The organism is Pseudoalteromonas sp. SR41-4, from assembly GCF_014163985.1.
Classification (GTDB): Bacteria; Pseudomonadota; Gammaproteobacteria; order Enterobacterales; family Alteromonadaceae; genus Pseudoalteromonas; species Pseudoalteromonas rhizosphaerae.
The window spans coordinates 54,971-71,768 of the sequence record NZ_JACJEI010000013.1 but is presented as its reverse complement, the minus strand read 5'-3'; the positions used below and the strand labels follow the sequence as shown (position 1 = coordinate 71,768).

Below are 16,798 nucleotides of genomic sequence, written 5' to 3'. Positions count from 1 at the left end.
ATCTGTGAGAGCCATATATAGCTCTCACAATAAGATAAGAATTGGACTAACCTGCGTAATGTTTTAACAGGTTTGGAACATCTAAGATTAGCGCTATACCACCGTCAGACGTGATCGTTGCACCTGCCATACCAGGTGTTCCTTGTAGTAAAGCATCAAGCGGTTTAATAACAACTTCTTCTTGACCAATCAATGAATCCACTACAAAACCAACTTGTTGCGTACCTATTTGTACAATTACAACATGGCCTTGAGCTTTGCGTAATGATCTGTCAGCACCTTTGACTAACCAATGTTCTAAATAAAACAACGGTCGTGCTTTCTTACGAACAATAATGGTTAATTGGCCATCAACTACATTCGTTTTAGTTAGATCTAGGTGGAATATTTCATTAACACCAGCCAGTGGTAATGCAAATGTTTGCTCACCGACAACCACCATCAATGTCGGCAAAATAGCCAACGTTAACGGAACTTTAATTTCTAGGATTGTACCTACACCTAGCTCAGATTGAATACTCACAGAACCATTTAGTTGGGTAATTTTGGTTTTCACCACATCCATACCCACACCACGACCCGAAATATCAGAGATCTGTTCTTTGGTGGAAAAGCCTGGTGCAAAAATAAGGTTATAGGCTTCTGTATCAGATAATCGAGCAGCTTGCTCGTGATCAAGCACCCCTTTATTGATTGCTATTTTTTTCAGCTTTTCGGGATCCATACCAGCACCATCATCTCGGATGGTAAGCAAAATATGATCACCTTCTTGCGATGCTGATAAAGTTACAGTCCCAGTCCTTGCTTTACCTGCCGCTTCACGCACATCAGGCATTTCAATACCGTGGTCTACAGAGTTACGCACCAAGTGGACTAAAGGATCTGCCAGTGCCTCAACTAAGTTTTTATCTAAATCAGTTTCTTCACCCACGAGCAATAAATTGATATCTTTTTTCAAACTGCGGGCTAAATCACGTACTACGCGAGGGAAACGACCGAACACTTTCTTGATCGGTTGCATCCGCGTTTTCATCACCGCACCTTGCAAGTCCGCAGTTACTACATCAAGGTTTGAAATGGCTTTACCCATCGCTTCACTTTCAGTATTGGTTGCTAAACTGACTAGGCGATTGCGCACTAGCACAAGTTCACCGACCATATTCATTATTTGATCAAGGCGTTTTGTATCAACGCGCACAGTGGTATCAGCTTGTGGTGGAACTGATTTTTTCGCAACAGCTGTCGCTGGAGCTGGCTTTTCAGCCGCTTTCGCAGGCTCAGACACTGCTGGTTTAGGCGCAGGTTTAGCTGCGGCAACAGGTGCTGGGGGAGGGACTGGTTTTTGAGCGGGTGTTGGCTCAGTATCTGCAACTGCTTGCGGTGCACTCCCTTTGCCGTGCAATTCATCTAATAATGCTTCAAACTCATCATCGCTGATCTCGTCTGGACTATTACTTTTAGTTGGCTCTGATGACGCTTGGGGCGGTTTAGGCGCAGTATTTTCGGTGCTTGCAGCATCTTTATTACTGACCAAACCAAAGCTACCAACACCATGTAATTCATCTAATAAATTATCGAATTCGTCATCAGTAATATCACTATTTGATGACTCATTGCTAACTGTTACTGCTGGAGTTACAGGACTTTGTCCTTTTCCATGCAGCTCATCTAGCAAACTTTCAAATTCATCTTCTGATATATCATCGATTTGAACATCTTTTTTATCGCTATCAACTTGACCATCAAATAACAAGTCAAATGCAAATGGATCATCAGAATCATCTAAAATAGCATCAGCATCAACAACAGGAGTATCGTCTGCAGGCTCAGCAGCGCCAGTTAGTTCTTCAGCAGTTGGCGGCAATCCCAATTTATGTAACACAGCCAGCAACTCTGGATTTGCAGGTTCTGGTTTTTCTCGGCTTTGGATGGTCGCAAACATTTCGTTGATAGTATCGAGCGCTTGCAAGATCACGTCCATCAGCTCAGAATTAACCTTACGAACACCTTGACGCAATAAATCGAAAACGTTTTCTGCACCGTGACAAGCGTCAACTAGCTCAGTCATACTTAAAAAACCTGCGCCGCCTTTTACCGTATGAAAACCACGGAAAATTGCATTGAGTAATTCGGTATCATCTGGGTTATTTTCAAGCTCCACCAGCTGTTCTGACAAAAGCTCAAGAATTTCTCCAGCCTCTACTAGAAAATCTTGTAAAATATCTTCATCGACTTCAAAGCTCATGCAGTTCTCTCCTCTTAGAAGCCCAAGCTTGATAATAAATCATCAACATCATCTTGCCCTGAGACAACATCATCACGAGATTCTTTATCAATAATTGGCCCTTCAGGGCCTGCAAGTGTATTTTCAGCAGGCGGTTTTTCAATGACTGGTGCTATTGTTTTTGTTTCGCTATCATCTTGGCTACCAAATGCTGTCAACAAGTGGATCAAGCTGTCTTCTACTTCTCTAACAAGCTCTATCACTCGACGGATCACTTGACCTGTTAAATCTTGAAAATCTTGTGCCATCAAGACATTGGTCATGAGTCCTTGCAACTCATCCGTTTTAGTTTGCGAGCTATTCATGAACTTATCTAAGCTGTGGCATAATGTTTTAAACTCACCTAGCTCAATTTCACGATTCATTAAACGATCCCAAGTGGGTTTAATGTCTGAAATATCATCTGCAAGCTGTTGGGCAATTGGTAAACTTGCTTCTACAGCATCCATGGTTTTATTAGCAGCGTTCTCTGTCATTTCCATAACATAGTTTAGACGCTGCTTAGCATCGGGGAGTGCGTCTTTGGTCAAATCAGCTAAACGTGTATCAAGCTCAAAATTTTTCAACGCATCATGAAGCTGACGCGTAAGTTTGCCTACTTCGGCAAATAATTCTGATTGCTCTTTTGACGCCGCATCAATAATTAACTGATCAGCTTTATCTTGTTCACCATTTTCAAGGTAAACCACAAGCTGCCGGGCTTGTTCTAAACTGATCTGAGGCGCAGCTGGTGCTGACATAAGCCTCTCCTATTTATTTAACCTAAACGCTCAAACACTTTTTCCAATTTGGTTTTCAGTGTTGCGGCTGTAAATGGTTTAACGATATAGCCGTTAACACCAGCTTGTGCAGCAGCAACAATTTGTTCTTTTTTAGCTTCTGCTGTTACCATTAAAACAGGGATGTGTTTCAGGCTGTCATCGGCCCTGATAGCGCGCAAGAGGTCAATTCCTTGCATGCCAGGCATGTTCCAATCTGTTACTACAAAATCAAATTCTTGATTCTGCAACATCGGTAAAGCTGTTGAGCCATCATCAGCTTCTTGTACATTTGTAAAACCCAAATCTCTTAACAGATTTTTGATAATACGTCTCATCGTCGAAAAATCATCAACAACAAGAATTTTCATGTTTTTATCCAAAACATCCTCCGGTGAGGTCTGAACCTATATTTACTTACTACTAGTTAATCCAGTCATTGATTTTTGCTTTGAGCTTAATCATCGCCTGACCATGTATCTGACTCACACGCGATTCGCTTACATCGAGTATATGTCCAATCTCTTTTAAATTCATTTCATCATTATAATAAAGCGACAATACTAACCCATCTCGTTCAGGTAAAGATTGTATAGCTGTTAATAATGATTGATTAAAACGTTCATTTTTAACGTTATTAAAGGGCTTGTCTAGTGCTAAATCATGTCCCACTGGTGTGATAACATCTTCATCAATTCCCAAGTCTTCTATACCTAAAACCTTACTTGAATTTACATCACTAAGAATATGATGGTACTCATCTAGCGTAATATCAAGTTTTTCAGCAACTTCACTATCTTTAGGTTCTCGATTCAGGCTGCTTTCTAGCTCACTAATCGCTTCAGCAACTCTGCGGCTATTACGGTGCACTGAGCGAGGAGCCCAATCACCTCGGCGCATTTCATCCAGCATCGCACCACGAATACGAATGCCTGCAAAGGTTTCAAAGCTTGCACCTTTAGTCGCATCAAAGTTTTTTGATGCTTCAATTAACCCTATCATCCCCGATTGAATCAAATCATCGAGTTGCACACTCGCGGGTAAACGAGCGATCAAATGACAAGCCACTTTTTTAACTAAAGAAGCATGTCGCTCAACAATCACATTTAAATTTTGTGTCGATTGATATCCCATCGCTTTATTCACCGATGCCGTCATAGTTAGCCGTTTACTAATTTTTCTATGAAAAATTCTAAATGGCCAGATGGTTGATTAGGTATAGGCCATTTAACTGCTTTTGTCGCTAATGTTTTAAATGCAATTGCCGCTGGAGAATTTGGAAATAAATCAACAATTACTTTTTGACGACGAGTTGCTTTACGCATGTTTTCATCATAAGGGACTGTTGCAACCAATTCCATTGAGACATCCAAAAAGCGATCCGTTACTTTTGAGAGCTTAGCAAATAGTTCGTGGCCTTCACGCATACTGCGCACCATATTAGCAACTATTTTAAACTTATACACACCATGCTCACGACTCAACACTTTGATTAATGCATAAGCGTCGGTTATTGAGGTCGGTTCATCACATACTACTACCATGACATCTTGCGCTGCGCGCGAAAAACTTAATACCATGTCAGAGATACCAGCAGCAGTATCAACAATTAATATATCAAATTCGGTATTCAACTCACTAAAAGCACGAATTAATCCAGCATGTTCTGATGGAGAAAGTTCCACCATACTTTGTGAGCCTGACGTCGCTGGTACTATTTTAATTCCTGCAGGCCCTTCAACTAAAATTTCATCGAGCTCACATTCACCTGATAGTACATGAGATAGATTACGTTCAACCCGAAGCCCTAACATCACATCACAATTTGCTAAACCCAAATCGGCATCCAGAACTAACACTCGGTTTCCGAGCTGACCCAACGCAATCGCAGTGTTAAGTGAGACGTTAGTTTTCCCTACGCCACCTTTACCACCTGTTACAGCGATAACTTTAACGCCGTTATTATTGTTTTGACTCATTTTACGCAGGCCACTTGCTTGATCTAATACTGTGTTAATCATACATCCCTACTGTGCTTGACGCTACTGCTTGGCGTCGTGAATGTTGTGCTTTTGTTCTTTTTAAATACAATTGTTCTGCTTTTTTTACTAATTTCTCTGCATTGGCGACCCGAATGTCCTCTGGAACGCGCTGACCGTTAGTAAGATACCCTATTGGAAGGCGATTTTGAATCGCTATACTAATAATCTCACCTAAACTTAATGATTCGTCTAATTTAGTGAAAATACAGCCACTTAATTGTACCTTCTTAAAATGTCTTACGGTTTCTTGTAAAACATTAATTTGTGCGGTCGCACTGAGCACTAAATAATTGCGAATATCGACACGTTGATTACGCATTAGTGTATTTAGCTGCTCAGTTAAACGTAAATCACGTTGGCTCATTCCCGCAGTATCTATTAATACTAGACGCTTATTTCGTAAATGATATAAAACTTCTGCTAATTCATTGGCATCTTTAACTTGTTTTACACCACAACCGATGATCCGGCCATAAGTAGCTAACTGTTCATAAGCGCCAATACGGTAAGTATCAGTGGTAATTAGCGCAACTTTATCTGCGCCATATTTTTGTGCGCCAAGGGCTGCAAGTTTTGCCACGGTTGTAGTTTTACCTACCCCAGTAGGACCAACAAGTGCATATACCCCGCCTTGGCGAAGGATTTCGTTATTTGTAGTATGCATTTGGTTTTCAACCATTTGCAATAGTGCTTGCCAGGCTTGCTGACGTGACACATCGTCCGGAATAAAGCAGGCCATTTGCTCTGCAACTTCACTGTCGATACCCATTCCAACTAAACGATCGATCATGCATGCGCGAGTAGGATCGCGACGCGCTAAATCTTGTTGCATCAAACCCGATACCTGATACTCAAGTAATTGACGCATCGCAGCCATTTCATCACGCATAGCGGTGATTTCATCTGTTTTGGCTGCACTTTTTGTTAGCATTGGAGTATCTAAATCATCAAAACCACTTTCTAGATCATCATCAAAACCTAAGCTATGTGCTTGCGTTTGTGGACGCGGCGCAGTATCGCGACGAGCAAAGTCACTATGCGCTTGTGGTTCATGGCGAGCTTGCTGTGCTTGATGTTGTTGCTGTGGTTGATACTGAGTAGATGTATCAATCCCTGACTGGCTAAACATAGACGCAAGCTCAGGTGAGCGTGGACGCGGTGATTGGCGCTCTAATAATGCTTGTAAGCTATCAGCTACCGCAGCTTGCGGCTCATGCTGCGCACGTTGTGGCGCAGGTTTAACAAAGTTAGCATTCGTTTGCGGTTGCGCCTTAGCAACATGTGGTTGTGCCGGTGCTTTCGGGGCTGCTTTTTCATAATCAACGGCGGCAACAATCTCTACCCCATTGGCTAATTTTTTATTTGACATGATTACAGCATCTACACCGAGTTCATCTTTAACTTCTTTCAGTGCGGTGCGCATATCTTTAGCAAAAAAACGTTTTATTTTCATGGTTCAACCCCTTTAAAATCCGATTATTGGCCTACTGAGCTGACAATCTTGATCTGTCTTTCGTCTGGTACCTCTTGATAAGACATCACTCGCAATCCTGGAATGGTGTACTTAACAAAACGAGATAACACAGTGCGTAACATTCCTGACGTTAGCAATATCGAAGGTTCACCGGCCATTTCTTGGTTTTGATGCGCTTCATTTAATGATTGTTGAAGTCGCTCTGCAAGTCCTGGCTCTATTCCGGCACCTTCGTCGCCTGCATTTTGTAGTGACTGATGCAACATCTGTTCCAACTCAGGCGCCAAGGTTATGACAGGGATTTCTGATGACATTCCAACCGCGTCTTGAACAATTAATCTGCGCAGTGAAATTCGCACTGCTGCGGTTAATACATCAGGATCTTGGCTTCGAGGGCCATACTCAACAAGGGTTTGTACAATTGAACGCATATCGCGAATAGCAACGCCTTCATTTAATAAATTTTGTAATACTTTAACAATTGCTGTTAGTGGTAAAATATCTGGCACTAGCCCTTCAACTAAACGAGGATGACTTTTTGCCAGCATATCTAATAGATTTTGCACTTCCTCGTGGCCGAGTAACAAGGCCGCGCTGTTAGTTAGTAACTGACTAATATGCGTTGCTACCACAGTCGCTGCATCAACCACGGTATAACCGAGTGATTGTGCTTCATCTTTTTGATCTGGTTTGATCCAAATAGCGTCTAGACCAAAGGCAGGATCTTTAGTAGCAATCCCTTTTATTGGACCAAATACTTGGCCAGGATTAATAGCCAACTCATCACCATGCTTAAGCTCGCCCTCACCACTTGAAACACCCATCATGGTAATTCTGTATGCATTTGGGTCTAACTCTAAGTTATCGCGAATATGCACCGGTGGAATTAAAAAACCAAGTTCTTGAGATAACTTTTTACGTACTCCTTTAATTCGGTTTAATAATTCGCCACCTTGTGATTGATCAACTAATGGAATTAAGCGATAGCCAACTTCGAGGCCAATTACATCAACTTGTTGTACATCATCCCAACCTAGCTCTTTTTGCTCTTGCTTGTTAGCAACACCAGTGCCTGTTGCACCGCCATTGGCAGCTTCTGCTTCCTTAGCAGCCGCTTCTTTGAGCTTACTTTGCTGGGTGTAATACGCTAAATAACCAAGTAAAGCACCAAGGCTTAAAAAGGCAAAATGTGGCATACCCGGGACCAAACCCATCACGATTAAAATACCCGAAGCAATAAATAATGATTTTTCGTTACCGAGTTGTTTCTTAAATTGATCGCCCATATTGAGCGATTCATTTTGACGAGTAACAACAATTGCAGTGCCAATAGATAACAGTAATGATGGTAATTGTGCAACTAGACCATCACCAATGGTCAGTAAGGTATACACTTCCATTGCGTTACCAAAGCTTAAATCATGCTGGATCATACCAACAAACAAGCCGCCAACAATATTGATGATCAGTATCACTATACCAGCAATCGCATCACCTTTTACAAACTTACTCGCACCATCCATCGAGCCATAAAAGTCCGCTTCACGGGTGACTTCTTCACGGCGGTCTCGTGCTTGCTCTGCACTAATAAAACCCGCATTCAAGTCGGCATCAATGGCCATTTGTTTGCCTGGCATCGCATCTAAGGTAAAGCGTGCCGATACCTCAGAGATCCTGCCTGCGCCTTTGGTGATTACCACAAAGTTGATGATGATCAAAATCAAAAACACCACTAAACCAACTGCGTAGTTGCCACCAATTACCACTGAACCAAAAGCTTCGATTACTTTACCTGCGGAATCGCCACCGTTATGGCCTTCAAGCAGCACCACCCGGGTACTGGCAACATTTAGTGCCAAACGCATAATAGTTGCAATCAATAGTACTGCGGGAAACATCCCAAATTCAACAGGCTTCATGGTGTAAACTGTCACTAACAACACCACTAATGCTAAAGCTATATTAAACGAGAAAAGAATGTCGAGTAAAAATGGCGGTAACGGTAAAATCACCATGCCCAGCGCAGCGAGCACCAGCAAAGGTGTACCAACACCTTTTAAATACTCTTTTTTATCTTTATTAAGTTGTTGTAATACAGCTTTAAATTCCATAATTCTACAATTTCAAAAAATTGACACTAAACGGAATTTGCAATAACTATTCCAAGTTATTAATTACGAGCTTAAAAGAATACTGATTATTCAAATCAATACTTATAGGCATCTGGAATTGGGAGTGTTTTATTCAATTTTGTAGGGCGTTTACCACGGCCTTTTTGAAAGCGTTTAAGCTGAAATACATAAGCTAAAACTTGTGCGACTGCAGTAAATAGTTGGTCAGGGATTTGTTCTCCTACTTCGGCAGTATGATACAGTGCTCGAGTAAGCATGGGGGACTCTACAATGGGTACCTCGTTACCTATGGCTATTTTTCTAATTTGCATCGCCATCTCATCAACGCCTTTGGCAACTAATATAGGCGCGCCAGCGCGCTCTGTGTCGTACTTTAATGCCACAGAGTAATGAGTAGGGTTGGTAACAACTACATCGGCATCTGGCACATCCTGCATCATGCGTCGCTGCGACATTTGTCTTTGCGTTTGCCTTATACGCGCTTTAATTTGCGGATCACCTTCAGAATTTTTATATTCATCTTTGACTTCTTGTAGAGTCATTTTTAATTCTTTGTGATGTTTATGGCTTTGATATGGCGCATCAATCGCAGCAATAATGGTTAAGGTGCAGGTCAGCCCTAAAAACATCCATGCGAGTATCTCTAAGGCATGAATGATATTGCCCGGCGCACTTTCAATACTCAGATGAAGAATTTCATCAAAGAAGGTGTTGATCAAAAAAATGGCAAAGCCCGCCACGACCACAAACTTTAAAATCGATTTCACCAACTCGACGCCCGCTTGTGGACCTAACATCCGCTTTATACCTTTTGCTGGTGACATTTTACTGGCTTTGGGTGCTGCCGCCTCCCAACTAAAGTTAAAACCACCTAACAAGGTATTACCTATGATACCCGCCAGCACAATAATAAACACGAACATCGCCATCGGAAATACTAGCGCATCGGCCACCGCTCCCCACACAGAAAACATTTTCGTAGTATCGTAGGTTTCATTGCGGTTCAAACTGAGCATGCGACCCATTATATTATACAGTCCCTTGCCAATCTCAGGTCCGTACATAAGTAATGAAATCGCTGAAAAAATAAGTACAAACATGGTGCCAAGCTCTTTTGAGCGCGCAACCTGGCCCTTCTTTTTCGCGTCGTCTACTTTTTTCCCCGTGGGTTCTTCGGTTTTTTCTTGACCTGAATCTTCAGCCATCACTCTCTCCTATGGGGAACAACCAACTAAAGTACACATTAACTCAATCATTTTTAGCCATTGAAATTCAAATTGAGTAACAAAGTTACCTAAGGTTGCCCAAATAATGACTAAACCTGCAACCAAGGTAAACGGAAAACCGATTGAAAAAATGTTTAACTGCGGTGCTGCACGGGTCATCACACCAAACGACATATTAATCACCAGCATAGCTGTTAAAGGCGCCAAAGATAACACCAAGGCGGTAGTAAACATCCAGCCGCCCCACGTCACTATGTCCCAATAATGATCAACCGCCCACCAATTACCGTCGATTGGTAGCACCTCAAAGCTATGCACTACCATTTGGATCATCATTAAATGGCCATTAAATACAAAGAATAATAGCGTGGCTAGAATCAAATAAAACTGCCCAACAGCAGGCACACTCATACCATTAGAAGGATCAACAACAGAGGCGAAACCAAGGCCAGTTTGCATTGCTAATATTTGCCCTGCTAACACAAAAGTATTCAACATCAGTACAGAAGCAAAACCTATCGCAACACCGATTAACATTTGTTGAATAACTACCAATATCATCTCAAAAGAGAATAAGTTATTAAATGTCGCAGGCGGAAGTACTGGTACAACTAAAAAAGTAATCATTACCGCTAGACCCATCTTGATCCGCGTAGGCACATTTTTAGCACCCAGCCCCGCCATGATCATAATCATCGAGCTGATCCGTACTAGTGGTAACAAAAAATCACTCAGCCACTGAATAATAACCGAAAATGGGAATTCCATACTAGCCCGCAATTTCAGGAATAATTAACACTATTCGACTAAAAAAATCCATTAACTCTTGCGTTAACCAATGCCCTCCAACAATCAAGGCGCTGATAGTAATTAATAGCCGCGGCAAAAAGCTTAATGTTTGTTCATTGATTGACGTTGCGGCCTGAAATACAGCTACAACTAAACCCACTAATAAACCTGGTACCACAATTGCCGATACTAATTTAATAACTAAAAATAATGCATTACTGAGAATATCGACGAAGATTTCTGGTTCCATGGTGCCCCCCTAGCCTTTGTAGGCAAAGTATTGTATTGCCATATCAAGTGCCTAAGCCAAAACTTTTAGCTAAAGTCCCCATCACTAAACTCCAGCCATCAACAAGTACAAACAACATAATTTTAAACGGCATAGACACAATCATCGGCGAGAGCATCATCATACCCATGGCCATCAAGACTGAAGCCACAACTAAATCGACTATCAAAAATGGAATAAAGAACATAAAACCAATAATAAATGCAGTTTGTAATTCGCTGGTTATAAATGCGGGGATTAATACAATTAATGGCGTTGCTTCAGGAGAATCTAACTTATCATACCCAGCAATTTTAGCGAAGGTTTCTAAATCTTTTATGCGCACCTGTGAGAGCATGAATTCCTTCATCGGCTCTTTGGCAAGTTCAAGCGCTTGAATCGAGGTCACCTGCTCATTTAAATATGGCTCAATAGCTTGCTGATTCACTTTTTGATAAACCGGCGTCATTATAAAAATACTTAGAAATAGCGACATACCTAACAATATTTGATTTGATGGTGTTTGTTGCAAACCAATTGCTTGGCGTAAAATAGCCAGTACTACGATTATGCGAGTAAATGAGGTCATCATGATCACCGCTGCAGGTATAAAGCTTAGCGCGGTCATAATAGCCAGTACTTGCAAGGTTACAGAGTAATCTTGTGAACCGTCTGGATTAGTCGTAATACTTAACGCTTCAATGCCTTCGGCGTTAACTGTGGGGATAAAAACTAATGCAAAAAGTATAAGCAGCCACTTAGTCATATTATTAATTCTTTTTAATGTGGTTAGTTTGTGGGTTTAAGAGTTTACCAAAACGTTGTGCAAGGGCTGGCAACTCTTTTTCTGTCAATGGAGTCTCTAATTTATGCAGGTAGTTAATACTGTGCGGGGTTACGCCTAGTAAGTGCTGACAATTATCAATTTCGACGACCATTAATCGCTCTCGCGCACTTAACGGTAAACTACGCACCACTTTAAATTCGTCGGTATTTGCTAAATTGGGGTTTAGTTTTTTAACCAAAAATGCCAGTACCACAATCAGTACTAGCACCATGATTAAAGACATTACCATTGAGAGTAAGTCGCCCATTGGTGTCGCTGCAGGCAGCGCTGAGCTTGCTGCAGTCGATAAAAAAAGCCAACTGCTCATCGCAGCTTCTTGATCCGTTCAACTTGGCTGATCACGTCAGTCAGGCGGATACCAAATTTATCATTAACTACGACCACTTCACCATGCGCTATCAATGTACCATTAACTAATACATCCAATGGCTCACCGGCAACACGATCAAGCTCAACAACTGAACCTTGGTTAAGCTGAAGTAAGTTACGAATATTAATTTTTGAACGCCCGACTTCCATCGAAATAGTCACGGGGATATCTAAAATTGTATCGAGTTTGCGTTTTTCTTCGCCACTCATTTCATGTCTAGCATCACTTAACTCGTCAAGTTCAGTTACTTTGGCACCATCAGAACTATCGGTCCCTTCGGCTTCGGCTAAAGCAGCCGCCCATTCGTCCATTGTATCTTGGTCATCACTCATACTATTAAACCTTTTTATTCTCTTACCAGTCTAAATCTACGCCTTCGGAAAGGTGTAGATCATCTTCTAGTTCTGCTAATTCCGCATCTGAATCAAGCTTTTTGCCACCTTTTGTAAAGACATGCAACTCTGATTTGACTGATTCAGGACGTTTAATTTTTTCACTAATTTGCAGCGCGACGTTATCACGAGAGCGACCCATTTTAGCCCTAAAGGTTGGCAGCTCTTCGACAAACACCGTTATGTGCTCTGGCATCTCAACAGGAATAATATCCCCAGCCTTAAGCTCCATAATTTGCGCTAAGGTTAAATCAACTTCAAGCAGTTGTGTTGATATTCCAACTTCAACATCCATAATCTCATCACGTAAGGCTTTGCTCCAACGTAAATCGGTATCTTCAGTATCTGATTGCACACCAGCATCGAGTAATTCACGAATAGGTTCAAGCATTGAATACGGCAATGCGATATGGAAATCCCCGCCACCGCCATCCAGCTCAATATGGAATGAACTGATCACCACCACCTCGGTGGGACTGACGATATTAGCCATTGCCGGATTAACTTCTGAATCAAGATATTCAAAAGACACATCCATTACCGGCGCCCATGCTTCTTTGTAATCTTCAAAGATTATTTTTAATAGCATTTGTACAATACGGCGCTCAGTAGGTGTAAATTCACGACCTTCTATTTTCGCATGATAGCGACCATCGCCGCCAAAGAAGTTATCAACCAGGATGAACACTAACCGTGCTTCCATAGTGATTAACCCAGTACCTTTAAGAGGACGAAAGCGCACCATATTAAGACTGGTAGGAACAAATAAAGTGTGGATATACTCACCAAACTTTATCATTTGTACGCCATTGATAGAAACTTCAGCAGTACGGCGCATCATATTAAATAAGCTAATGCGCATGTGTCGAGCAAATCGTTCGTTCACAATCTCCAGAGTCGGCATGCGACCACGAACAATACGATCTTGTGAAGAAAAATCGTATTGCAACGTATTACCGCTACCATCATCACCGTCCTGTAGATCCTCCTCTTCGACTTCATCGACACCATGCAACAGGGCATCGATTTCATCTTGGGATAATAAATCACTCACGCTGACCCCTTATTGCATTACAAAGCCGGTAAACAACACCCGCTCAATTACTTTACTACCCTCTACATCAGTTAACGCGGCTTGTACTTTATCAAGCGCTGCTACTCGTAGGGTTTCTTTGCCTTCGCTAGTACCAAGCTCATCTGCGGTGGTGGTTGAAAACACACCAAGCAATGTGCCTTCAATAAGTGGAATATGCTTTTTAGCCGTTTCTTCATTCACATCACCGCGCACTAGTAATTGCACTTTTATTTGCACAATGCGATCACGACTGGCACCAGGTACGTTAAAAATAAAAGGTCGAGGCATCGCAACATATAAGGCACTGCCAACCTTTGCACCACTACCACTTACATCTGCAGTTTCAGTTGCTGATGCAACAGATTCATCCGCAAGTGTTTCAGGAGCAGCGTCGGAGCCAGACATCAAGAAAAAGCCAGCTGCACCACCAATTACCAATACCACAGCAATAATAATTATAATCAGCTTTTTTTTACTTTTACTACCGTCTTCAATTTCTAAGTTCGCTTCTTCAGCCATGCTGCTTTCCTTTATGCCTTAATAATAGCGATATTACGAGTGTCACCGCGCACCATCAAGTTATTTATTTTTATAGTCTTATACCTCATATAATAGCAGGTGTTAGGCATAGTAATCTATTGATGATGAAGATTGTTGCCCAGAGCCTCGAATTGGTTGCTGAGTTAATGCACTTTCCTCTTCATTTTGTTGCTGATTTGCCTGTTGACCACGACCATTTTGTTGTCCGTCACCACCAGTATCACTTTGACTATTTCCCTGCTGGATACTGCTTTCACCCAGTTCAATTCCCTGCTGTGCTAACATTTCTCGTAATCTCGGCATTGATTGCTCAAGAGCTTCTTTGGCTTGCTGATTTTGTACCACAAAGTTAATTTGAGCTTGTTCTGCATCGCTACGAATACGAATTTGCATACTACCCATTTCTGGCGGATCAAGACGTATTTCAGCTTCTTTATTATTGATACTTAGTAATGCACTCACTCGTTCTTGTAGTAATTTGGCTGCATCACTTTTCATGATATTCAATGCTTGTAACGCAGTTGGATCAAGATTTATTTGTCTTGTCTGTGATGTAGGGCTCGCTTGCTGGGCATGCATAACTTGCATATCTGCCAAAGCTTGTTGATAGCTTTGCTCACTCCCTTCTACAGCCGAGGCTGTCGTAACCGCAGTGGTTAATCCGGTGAACTGGCCAAACAATTGATTTACACGTGTCAATGTGTTGTCGCGCACAGGGCTTTGCTCTGCTTTAATATTTTCAGCAAGTTGCTCACTTTTTAGAACATTATCTTGCACTGCCAGTTTCACTTCTTGCTCTTTGCTCGCGGCCTTTATAAGTGCATCTTGTGGCGCAGATACTTTATTTGTATCTGATTTAGCGGTGTTGCTATTGGTTGTTGTAGTGCTTACTAAATTATCTGTCATTGACTGAACCGTCAATTGAGCTTTTGACTCAGTCTTTTTTTCAATACTCTCTGGCTGAGCTAATTCTGCAATAGCCGTATCGATCTGAGTTAATAAAGCCCCCTTAGGCTGCTCAGTGCTCACAAAATTTTGTAATTGCTGGCTCAATGCCTGCTTTTGCACAGGACTCAACAGCGAAATATCTTTACTTAGTTGGGTTAGCTCTGCCGTGTTCATTGTCGCAACTGCCGTGGTAGGTTTTGCAACTTCTTTACTATTAAGCTCTACAAATTCAGCCAGCATTTTTTTTAAGTCAGTTACGTTAGCCGGTGATGGATCTTGCTGACGAATGACATCAACTTGATTTTGTAGCTGTTTTTGCTGCTCTGGTGTTAAGCTCGCCAACAATGGGTGTTCATTTTTTTGTACTGTAGTTGGTGAGTTAAGCAATACCTTACTGATTTGCTCTAATACAGCACTGTTACTATGCTTTGCCTGTGTAGCTGCTTTTTCAGCTACATCAGTTTGAGAGCCAATCGTAGTGGTTGATTCCACACCTTTAACTACTGGTTCTGCCTTTGAAGCAACGTCCATTGCTACTGCAGTAGCACTTGTGGTTGCTTGTTTGGCGTTAGCAGTAACGTTAGCTACAGTTGCGTGCGCATCTGCAGTTAACGCTGCACTCTGTTGAGGTTTTTCTTGCTGAGCAATCCTTGTGTCCGAATCTTTAACTAATACTTCACTTTCTTGTGGTTTAACTTGTTGAGCAAGCGTTACGTCCAAACCTTTAGCTAATACTTCACTGTTTTGTGGCTTACCTTTGCTTGTATTTTCAGCAATATTTATTTGAGCTGTTTCATTGCCAACTTCCCCACTCTTTAAGGTAGCTGCAGCTTGTTGGTTTGTTGGCTGCATTGTCATCGCTTTATTTTGCGATATCTCTTTTGCCACTTGAATATCATCAATAATAGGAGTCACAGCATCATCAGGAGGGGTGTTTCCCTTCAGTTGAAGCTGTTTATCAATCGCCTCTGCCAGCACCGTTTTTTCAGTAAGTAGCGTTGGTTTTAGTTGTTTATCGACTAGTTGTGCAATAGGATCATCAGTAGCAGGAGTGTCTGTATCAATAATAGGCGTAACATCATCAATTGGACGTGGTCCAGTGACTTTAATAAGCTTCGGATCTATTTTTTCTTCACTGTATTTACCCAACGTTGAAAGTAATGAGGCATTTGCAACAGTTGGCGTATTATTTACCCGAGTGTCCATATTGTTGGCTGCCGTGATCTGAGCAAGCATTGCATCACCAGACATAGCATCACCTGACATCGTTTTCTCATCACTGCTGTCAGTGGGCGTTTTTTGCGCTTTTTCAGCAGCAACTTCGGCTTCACTTGCAGCTGACACAGCGCCAGATGAGTTAACTTTCATGGGTGTTTCTGCAGCATTATTAGCGTTTTGTAACTCACTAAAGAAATCACTATCGGTGCTTTCTTTACCTGTTGCCGCACTGCCTTTGGCACTGTCTTTTTTATTTAACTGAACATCCTGCTCAGTTGAGATAAACACTGAAAGATCACTAATAGCCATAATTCACCTAGATTAAAAGTGGCAATTTGCCGCCGCAGTTTGCCAGAATAAATACTTCATACGTTAAACAAGCAAATAATATGCCTAAGCTAATTTTAAAAATAAATAATGCTGTTTTGGGCGATG

16 protein-coding genes are annotated in these 16,798 nt (G+C 41.7%); all 16 read right to left on the bottom strand.

Annotation, left to right across the window (positions count from 1 at the left end):
* Positions 1–46: 46 nt before the first annotated feature.
* The 16 genes from H5180_RS12100 to H5180_RS12025 all read right to left on the bottom strand — a co-directional run bounded on the left by H5180_RS12100 (position 47) and on the right by H5180_RS12025 (position 16,672).
* Positions 47–2,245, bottom strand: a complete 2,199-nt coding sequence (locus tag H5180_RS12100) for a chemotaxis protein CheA (RefSeq protein WP_182731013.1) — start codon at positions 2,243–2,245, stop codon at positions 47–49.
* A 14-nt stretch (positions 2,246–2,259) separates the two neighbouring features.
* The gene (locus H5180_RS12095; protein WP_145239357.1) at positions 2,260–3,024 is read right to left on the bottom strand and encodes a protein phosphatase CheZ; all 765 of its coding nucleotides are present in this window, start codon (positions 3,022–3,024) and stop codon (positions 2,260–2,262) included.
* Positions 3,025–3,041: 17 nt separating this feature from the next.
* Entirely contained in the window at positions 3,042–3,425 is a 384-nt protein-coding gene (cheY, locus tag H5180_RS12090) for a chemotaxis response regulator CheY (protein WP_016708035.1), read from the bottom strand.
* 40 nt (positions 3,426–3,465) lie between these two features.
* The gene (locus H5180_RS12085; protein ID WP_145239602.1) at positions 3,466–4,176 is read right to left on the bottom strand and encodes an RNA polymerase sigma factor FliA; all 711 of its coding nucleotides are present in this window, start codon (positions 4,174–4,176) and stop codon (positions 3,466–3,468) included.
* Positions 4,177–4,202: 26 nt separating this feature from the next.
* Positions 4,203–5,063, bottom strand: coding sequence for a MinD/ParA family protein (locus tag H5180_RS12080; protein WP_145239360.1), 861 nt, complete (start codon positions 5,061–5,063; stop codon positions 4,203–4,205).
* Positions 5,056–6,537 carry a flagellar biosynthesis protein FlhF gene (gene flhF, locus H5180_RS12075; protein ID WP_182758312.1) on the bottom strand — a complete coding sequence of 494 codons (1,482 nt, stop codon included), beginning with the start codon at positions 6,535–6,537 and terminating at the stop codon, positions 5,056–5,058. Before flhF ends, H5180_RS12080 begins: the two co-directional genes overlap by 8 nt.
* 23 nt (positions 6,538–6,560) lie before the next feature.
* The gene (flhA, locus tag H5180_RS12070) at positions 6,561–8,669 is read right to left on the bottom strand and encodes a flagellar biosynthesis protein FlhA (RefSeq protein ID WP_145239366.1); all 2,109 of its coding nucleotides are present in this window, start codon (positions 8,667–8,669) and stop codon (positions 6,561–6,563) included.
* Between the two features lie 95 nt (positions 8,670–8,764).
* Positions 8,765–9,895, bottom strand: coding sequence for a flagellar biosynthesis protein FlhB (gene flhB, locus H5180_RS12065; protein ID WP_145239369.1), 1,131 nt, complete (start codon positions 9,893–9,895; stop codon positions 8,765–8,767).
* 9 nt (positions 9,896–9,904) lie between these two features.
* Positions 9,905–10,684: a flagellar biosynthetic protein FliR gene (fliR, locus tag H5180_RS12060; protein WP_145239372.1), complete on the bottom strand. Its 780-nt coding sequence runs from the start codon at positions 10,682–10,684 to the stop codon at positions 9,905–9,907.
* A 1-nt stretch (position 10,685) separates the two neighbouring features.
* Positions 10,686–10,955, bottom strand: a complete 270-nt coding sequence (gene fliQ / locus H5180_RS12055) for a flagellar biosynthesis protein FliQ (protein WP_145239376.1) — start codon at positions 10,953–10,955, stop codon at positions 10,686–10,688.
* Between the two features lie 43 nt (positions 10,956–10,998).
* Positions 10,999–11,739 carry a flagellar type III secretion system pore protein FliP gene (gene fliP / locus H5180_RS12050; RefSeq protein WP_145239379.1) on the bottom strand — a complete coding sequence of 247 codons (741 nt, stop codon included), beginning with the start codon at positions 11,737–11,739 and terminating at the stop codon, positions 10,999–11,001.
* A gap of 4 nt (positions 11,740–11,743) precedes the next feature.
* A complete protein-coding gene (gene fliO / locus H5180_RS12045) occupies positions 11,744–12,127 on the bottom strand; it encodes a flagellar biosynthetic protein FliO (protein ID WP_145239382.1) in 384 nt (127 codons plus the stop codon).
* Positions 12,124–12,522: a flagellar motor switch protein FliN gene (gene fliN, locus H5180_RS12040; RefSeq protein ID WP_145239385.1), complete on the bottom strand. Its 399-nt coding sequence runs from the start codon at positions 12,520–12,522 to the stop codon at positions 12,124–12,126. Before fliN ends, fliO begins: the two co-directional genes overlap by 4 nt.
* A 22-nt stretch (positions 12,523–12,544) precedes the next feature.
* Positions 12,545–13,636 carry a flagellar motor switch protein FliM gene (gene fliM, locus H5180_RS12035; protein ID WP_145239389.1) on the bottom strand — a complete coding sequence of 364 codons (1,092 nt, stop codon included), beginning with the start codon at positions 13,634–13,636 and terminating at the stop codon, positions 12,545–12,547.
* Between the two features lie 9 nt (positions 13,637–13,645).
* Entirely contained in the window at positions 13,646–14,176 is a 531-nt protein-coding gene (gene fliL / locus H5180_RS12030) for a flagellar basal body-associated protein FliL (protein ID WP_145239392.1), read from the bottom strand.
* Between the two features lie 102 nt (positions 14,177–14,278).
* Positions 14,279–16,672: a flagellar hook-length control protein FliK gene (locus H5180_RS12025; protein WP_182758311.1), complete on the bottom strand. Its 2,394-nt coding sequence runs from the start codon at positions 16,670–16,672 to the stop codon at positions 14,279–14,281.
* Positions 16,673–16,798 lie beyond the last annotated feature (126 nt).

Bases quoted from the DNA above. Each gene is read 5' to 3' on its own strand.
- H5180_RS12025 (WP_182758311.1), bottom strand. From the start codon at position 16,672: ATGGCTATTAGTGATCTTTCAGTGTTTATCTCAACTGAGCAGGATGTT.
- fliL (WP_145239392.1), bottom strand. From the start codon at position 14,176: ATGGCTGAAGAAGCGAACTTAGAAATTGAAGACGGTAGTAAAAGTAAA.
- H5180_RS12095 (WP_145239357.1), bottom strand. From the start codon at position 3,024: ATGTCAGCACCAGCTGCGCCTCAGATCAGTTTAGAACAAGCCCGGCAG.
- flhA (WP_145239366.1), bottom strand. From the start codon at position 8,669: ATGGAATTTAAAGCTGTATTACAACAACTTAATAAAGATAAAAAAGAG.
- fliP (WP_145239379.1), bottom strand. From the start codon at position 11,739: ATGACTAAGTGGCTGCTTATACTTTTTGCATTAGTTTTTATCCCCACA.
- flhB (WP_145239369.1), bottom strand. From the start codon at position 9,895: ATGGCTGAAGATTCAGGTCAAGAAAAAACCGAAGAACCCACGGGGAAA.
- fliQ (WP_145239376.1), bottom strand. From the start codon at position 10,955: ATGGAACCAGAAATCTTCGTCGATATTCTCAGTAATGCATTATTTTTA.
- fliR (WP_145239372.1), bottom strand. From the start codon at position 10,684: ATGGAATTCCCATTTTCGGTTATTATTCAGTGGCTGAGTGATTTTTTG.
- H5180_RS12080 (WP_145239360.1), bottom strand. From the start codon at position 5,063: ATGATTAACACAGTATTAGATCAAGCAAGTGGCCTGCGTAAAATGAGT.
- H5180_RS12100 (WP_182731013.1), bottom strand. From the start codon at position 2,245: ATGAGCTTTGAAGTCGATGAAGATATTTTACAAGATTTTCTAGTAGAG.
- flhF (WP_182758312.1), bottom strand. From the start codon at position 6,537: ATGAAAATAAAACGTTTTTTTGCTAAAGATATGCGCACCGCACTGAAA.
- fliN (WP_145239385.1), bottom strand. From the start codon at position 12,522: ATGAGTGATGACCAAGATACAATGGACGAATGGGCGGCTGCTTTAGCC.
- H5180_RS12085 (WP_145239602.1), bottom strand. From the start codon at position 4,176: ATGGGATATCAATCGACACAAAATTTAAATGTGATTGTTGAGCGACAT.
- fliO (WP_145239382.1), bottom strand. From the start codon at position 12,127: ATGAGCAGTTGGCTTTTTTTATCGACTGCAGCAAGCTCAGCGCTGCCT.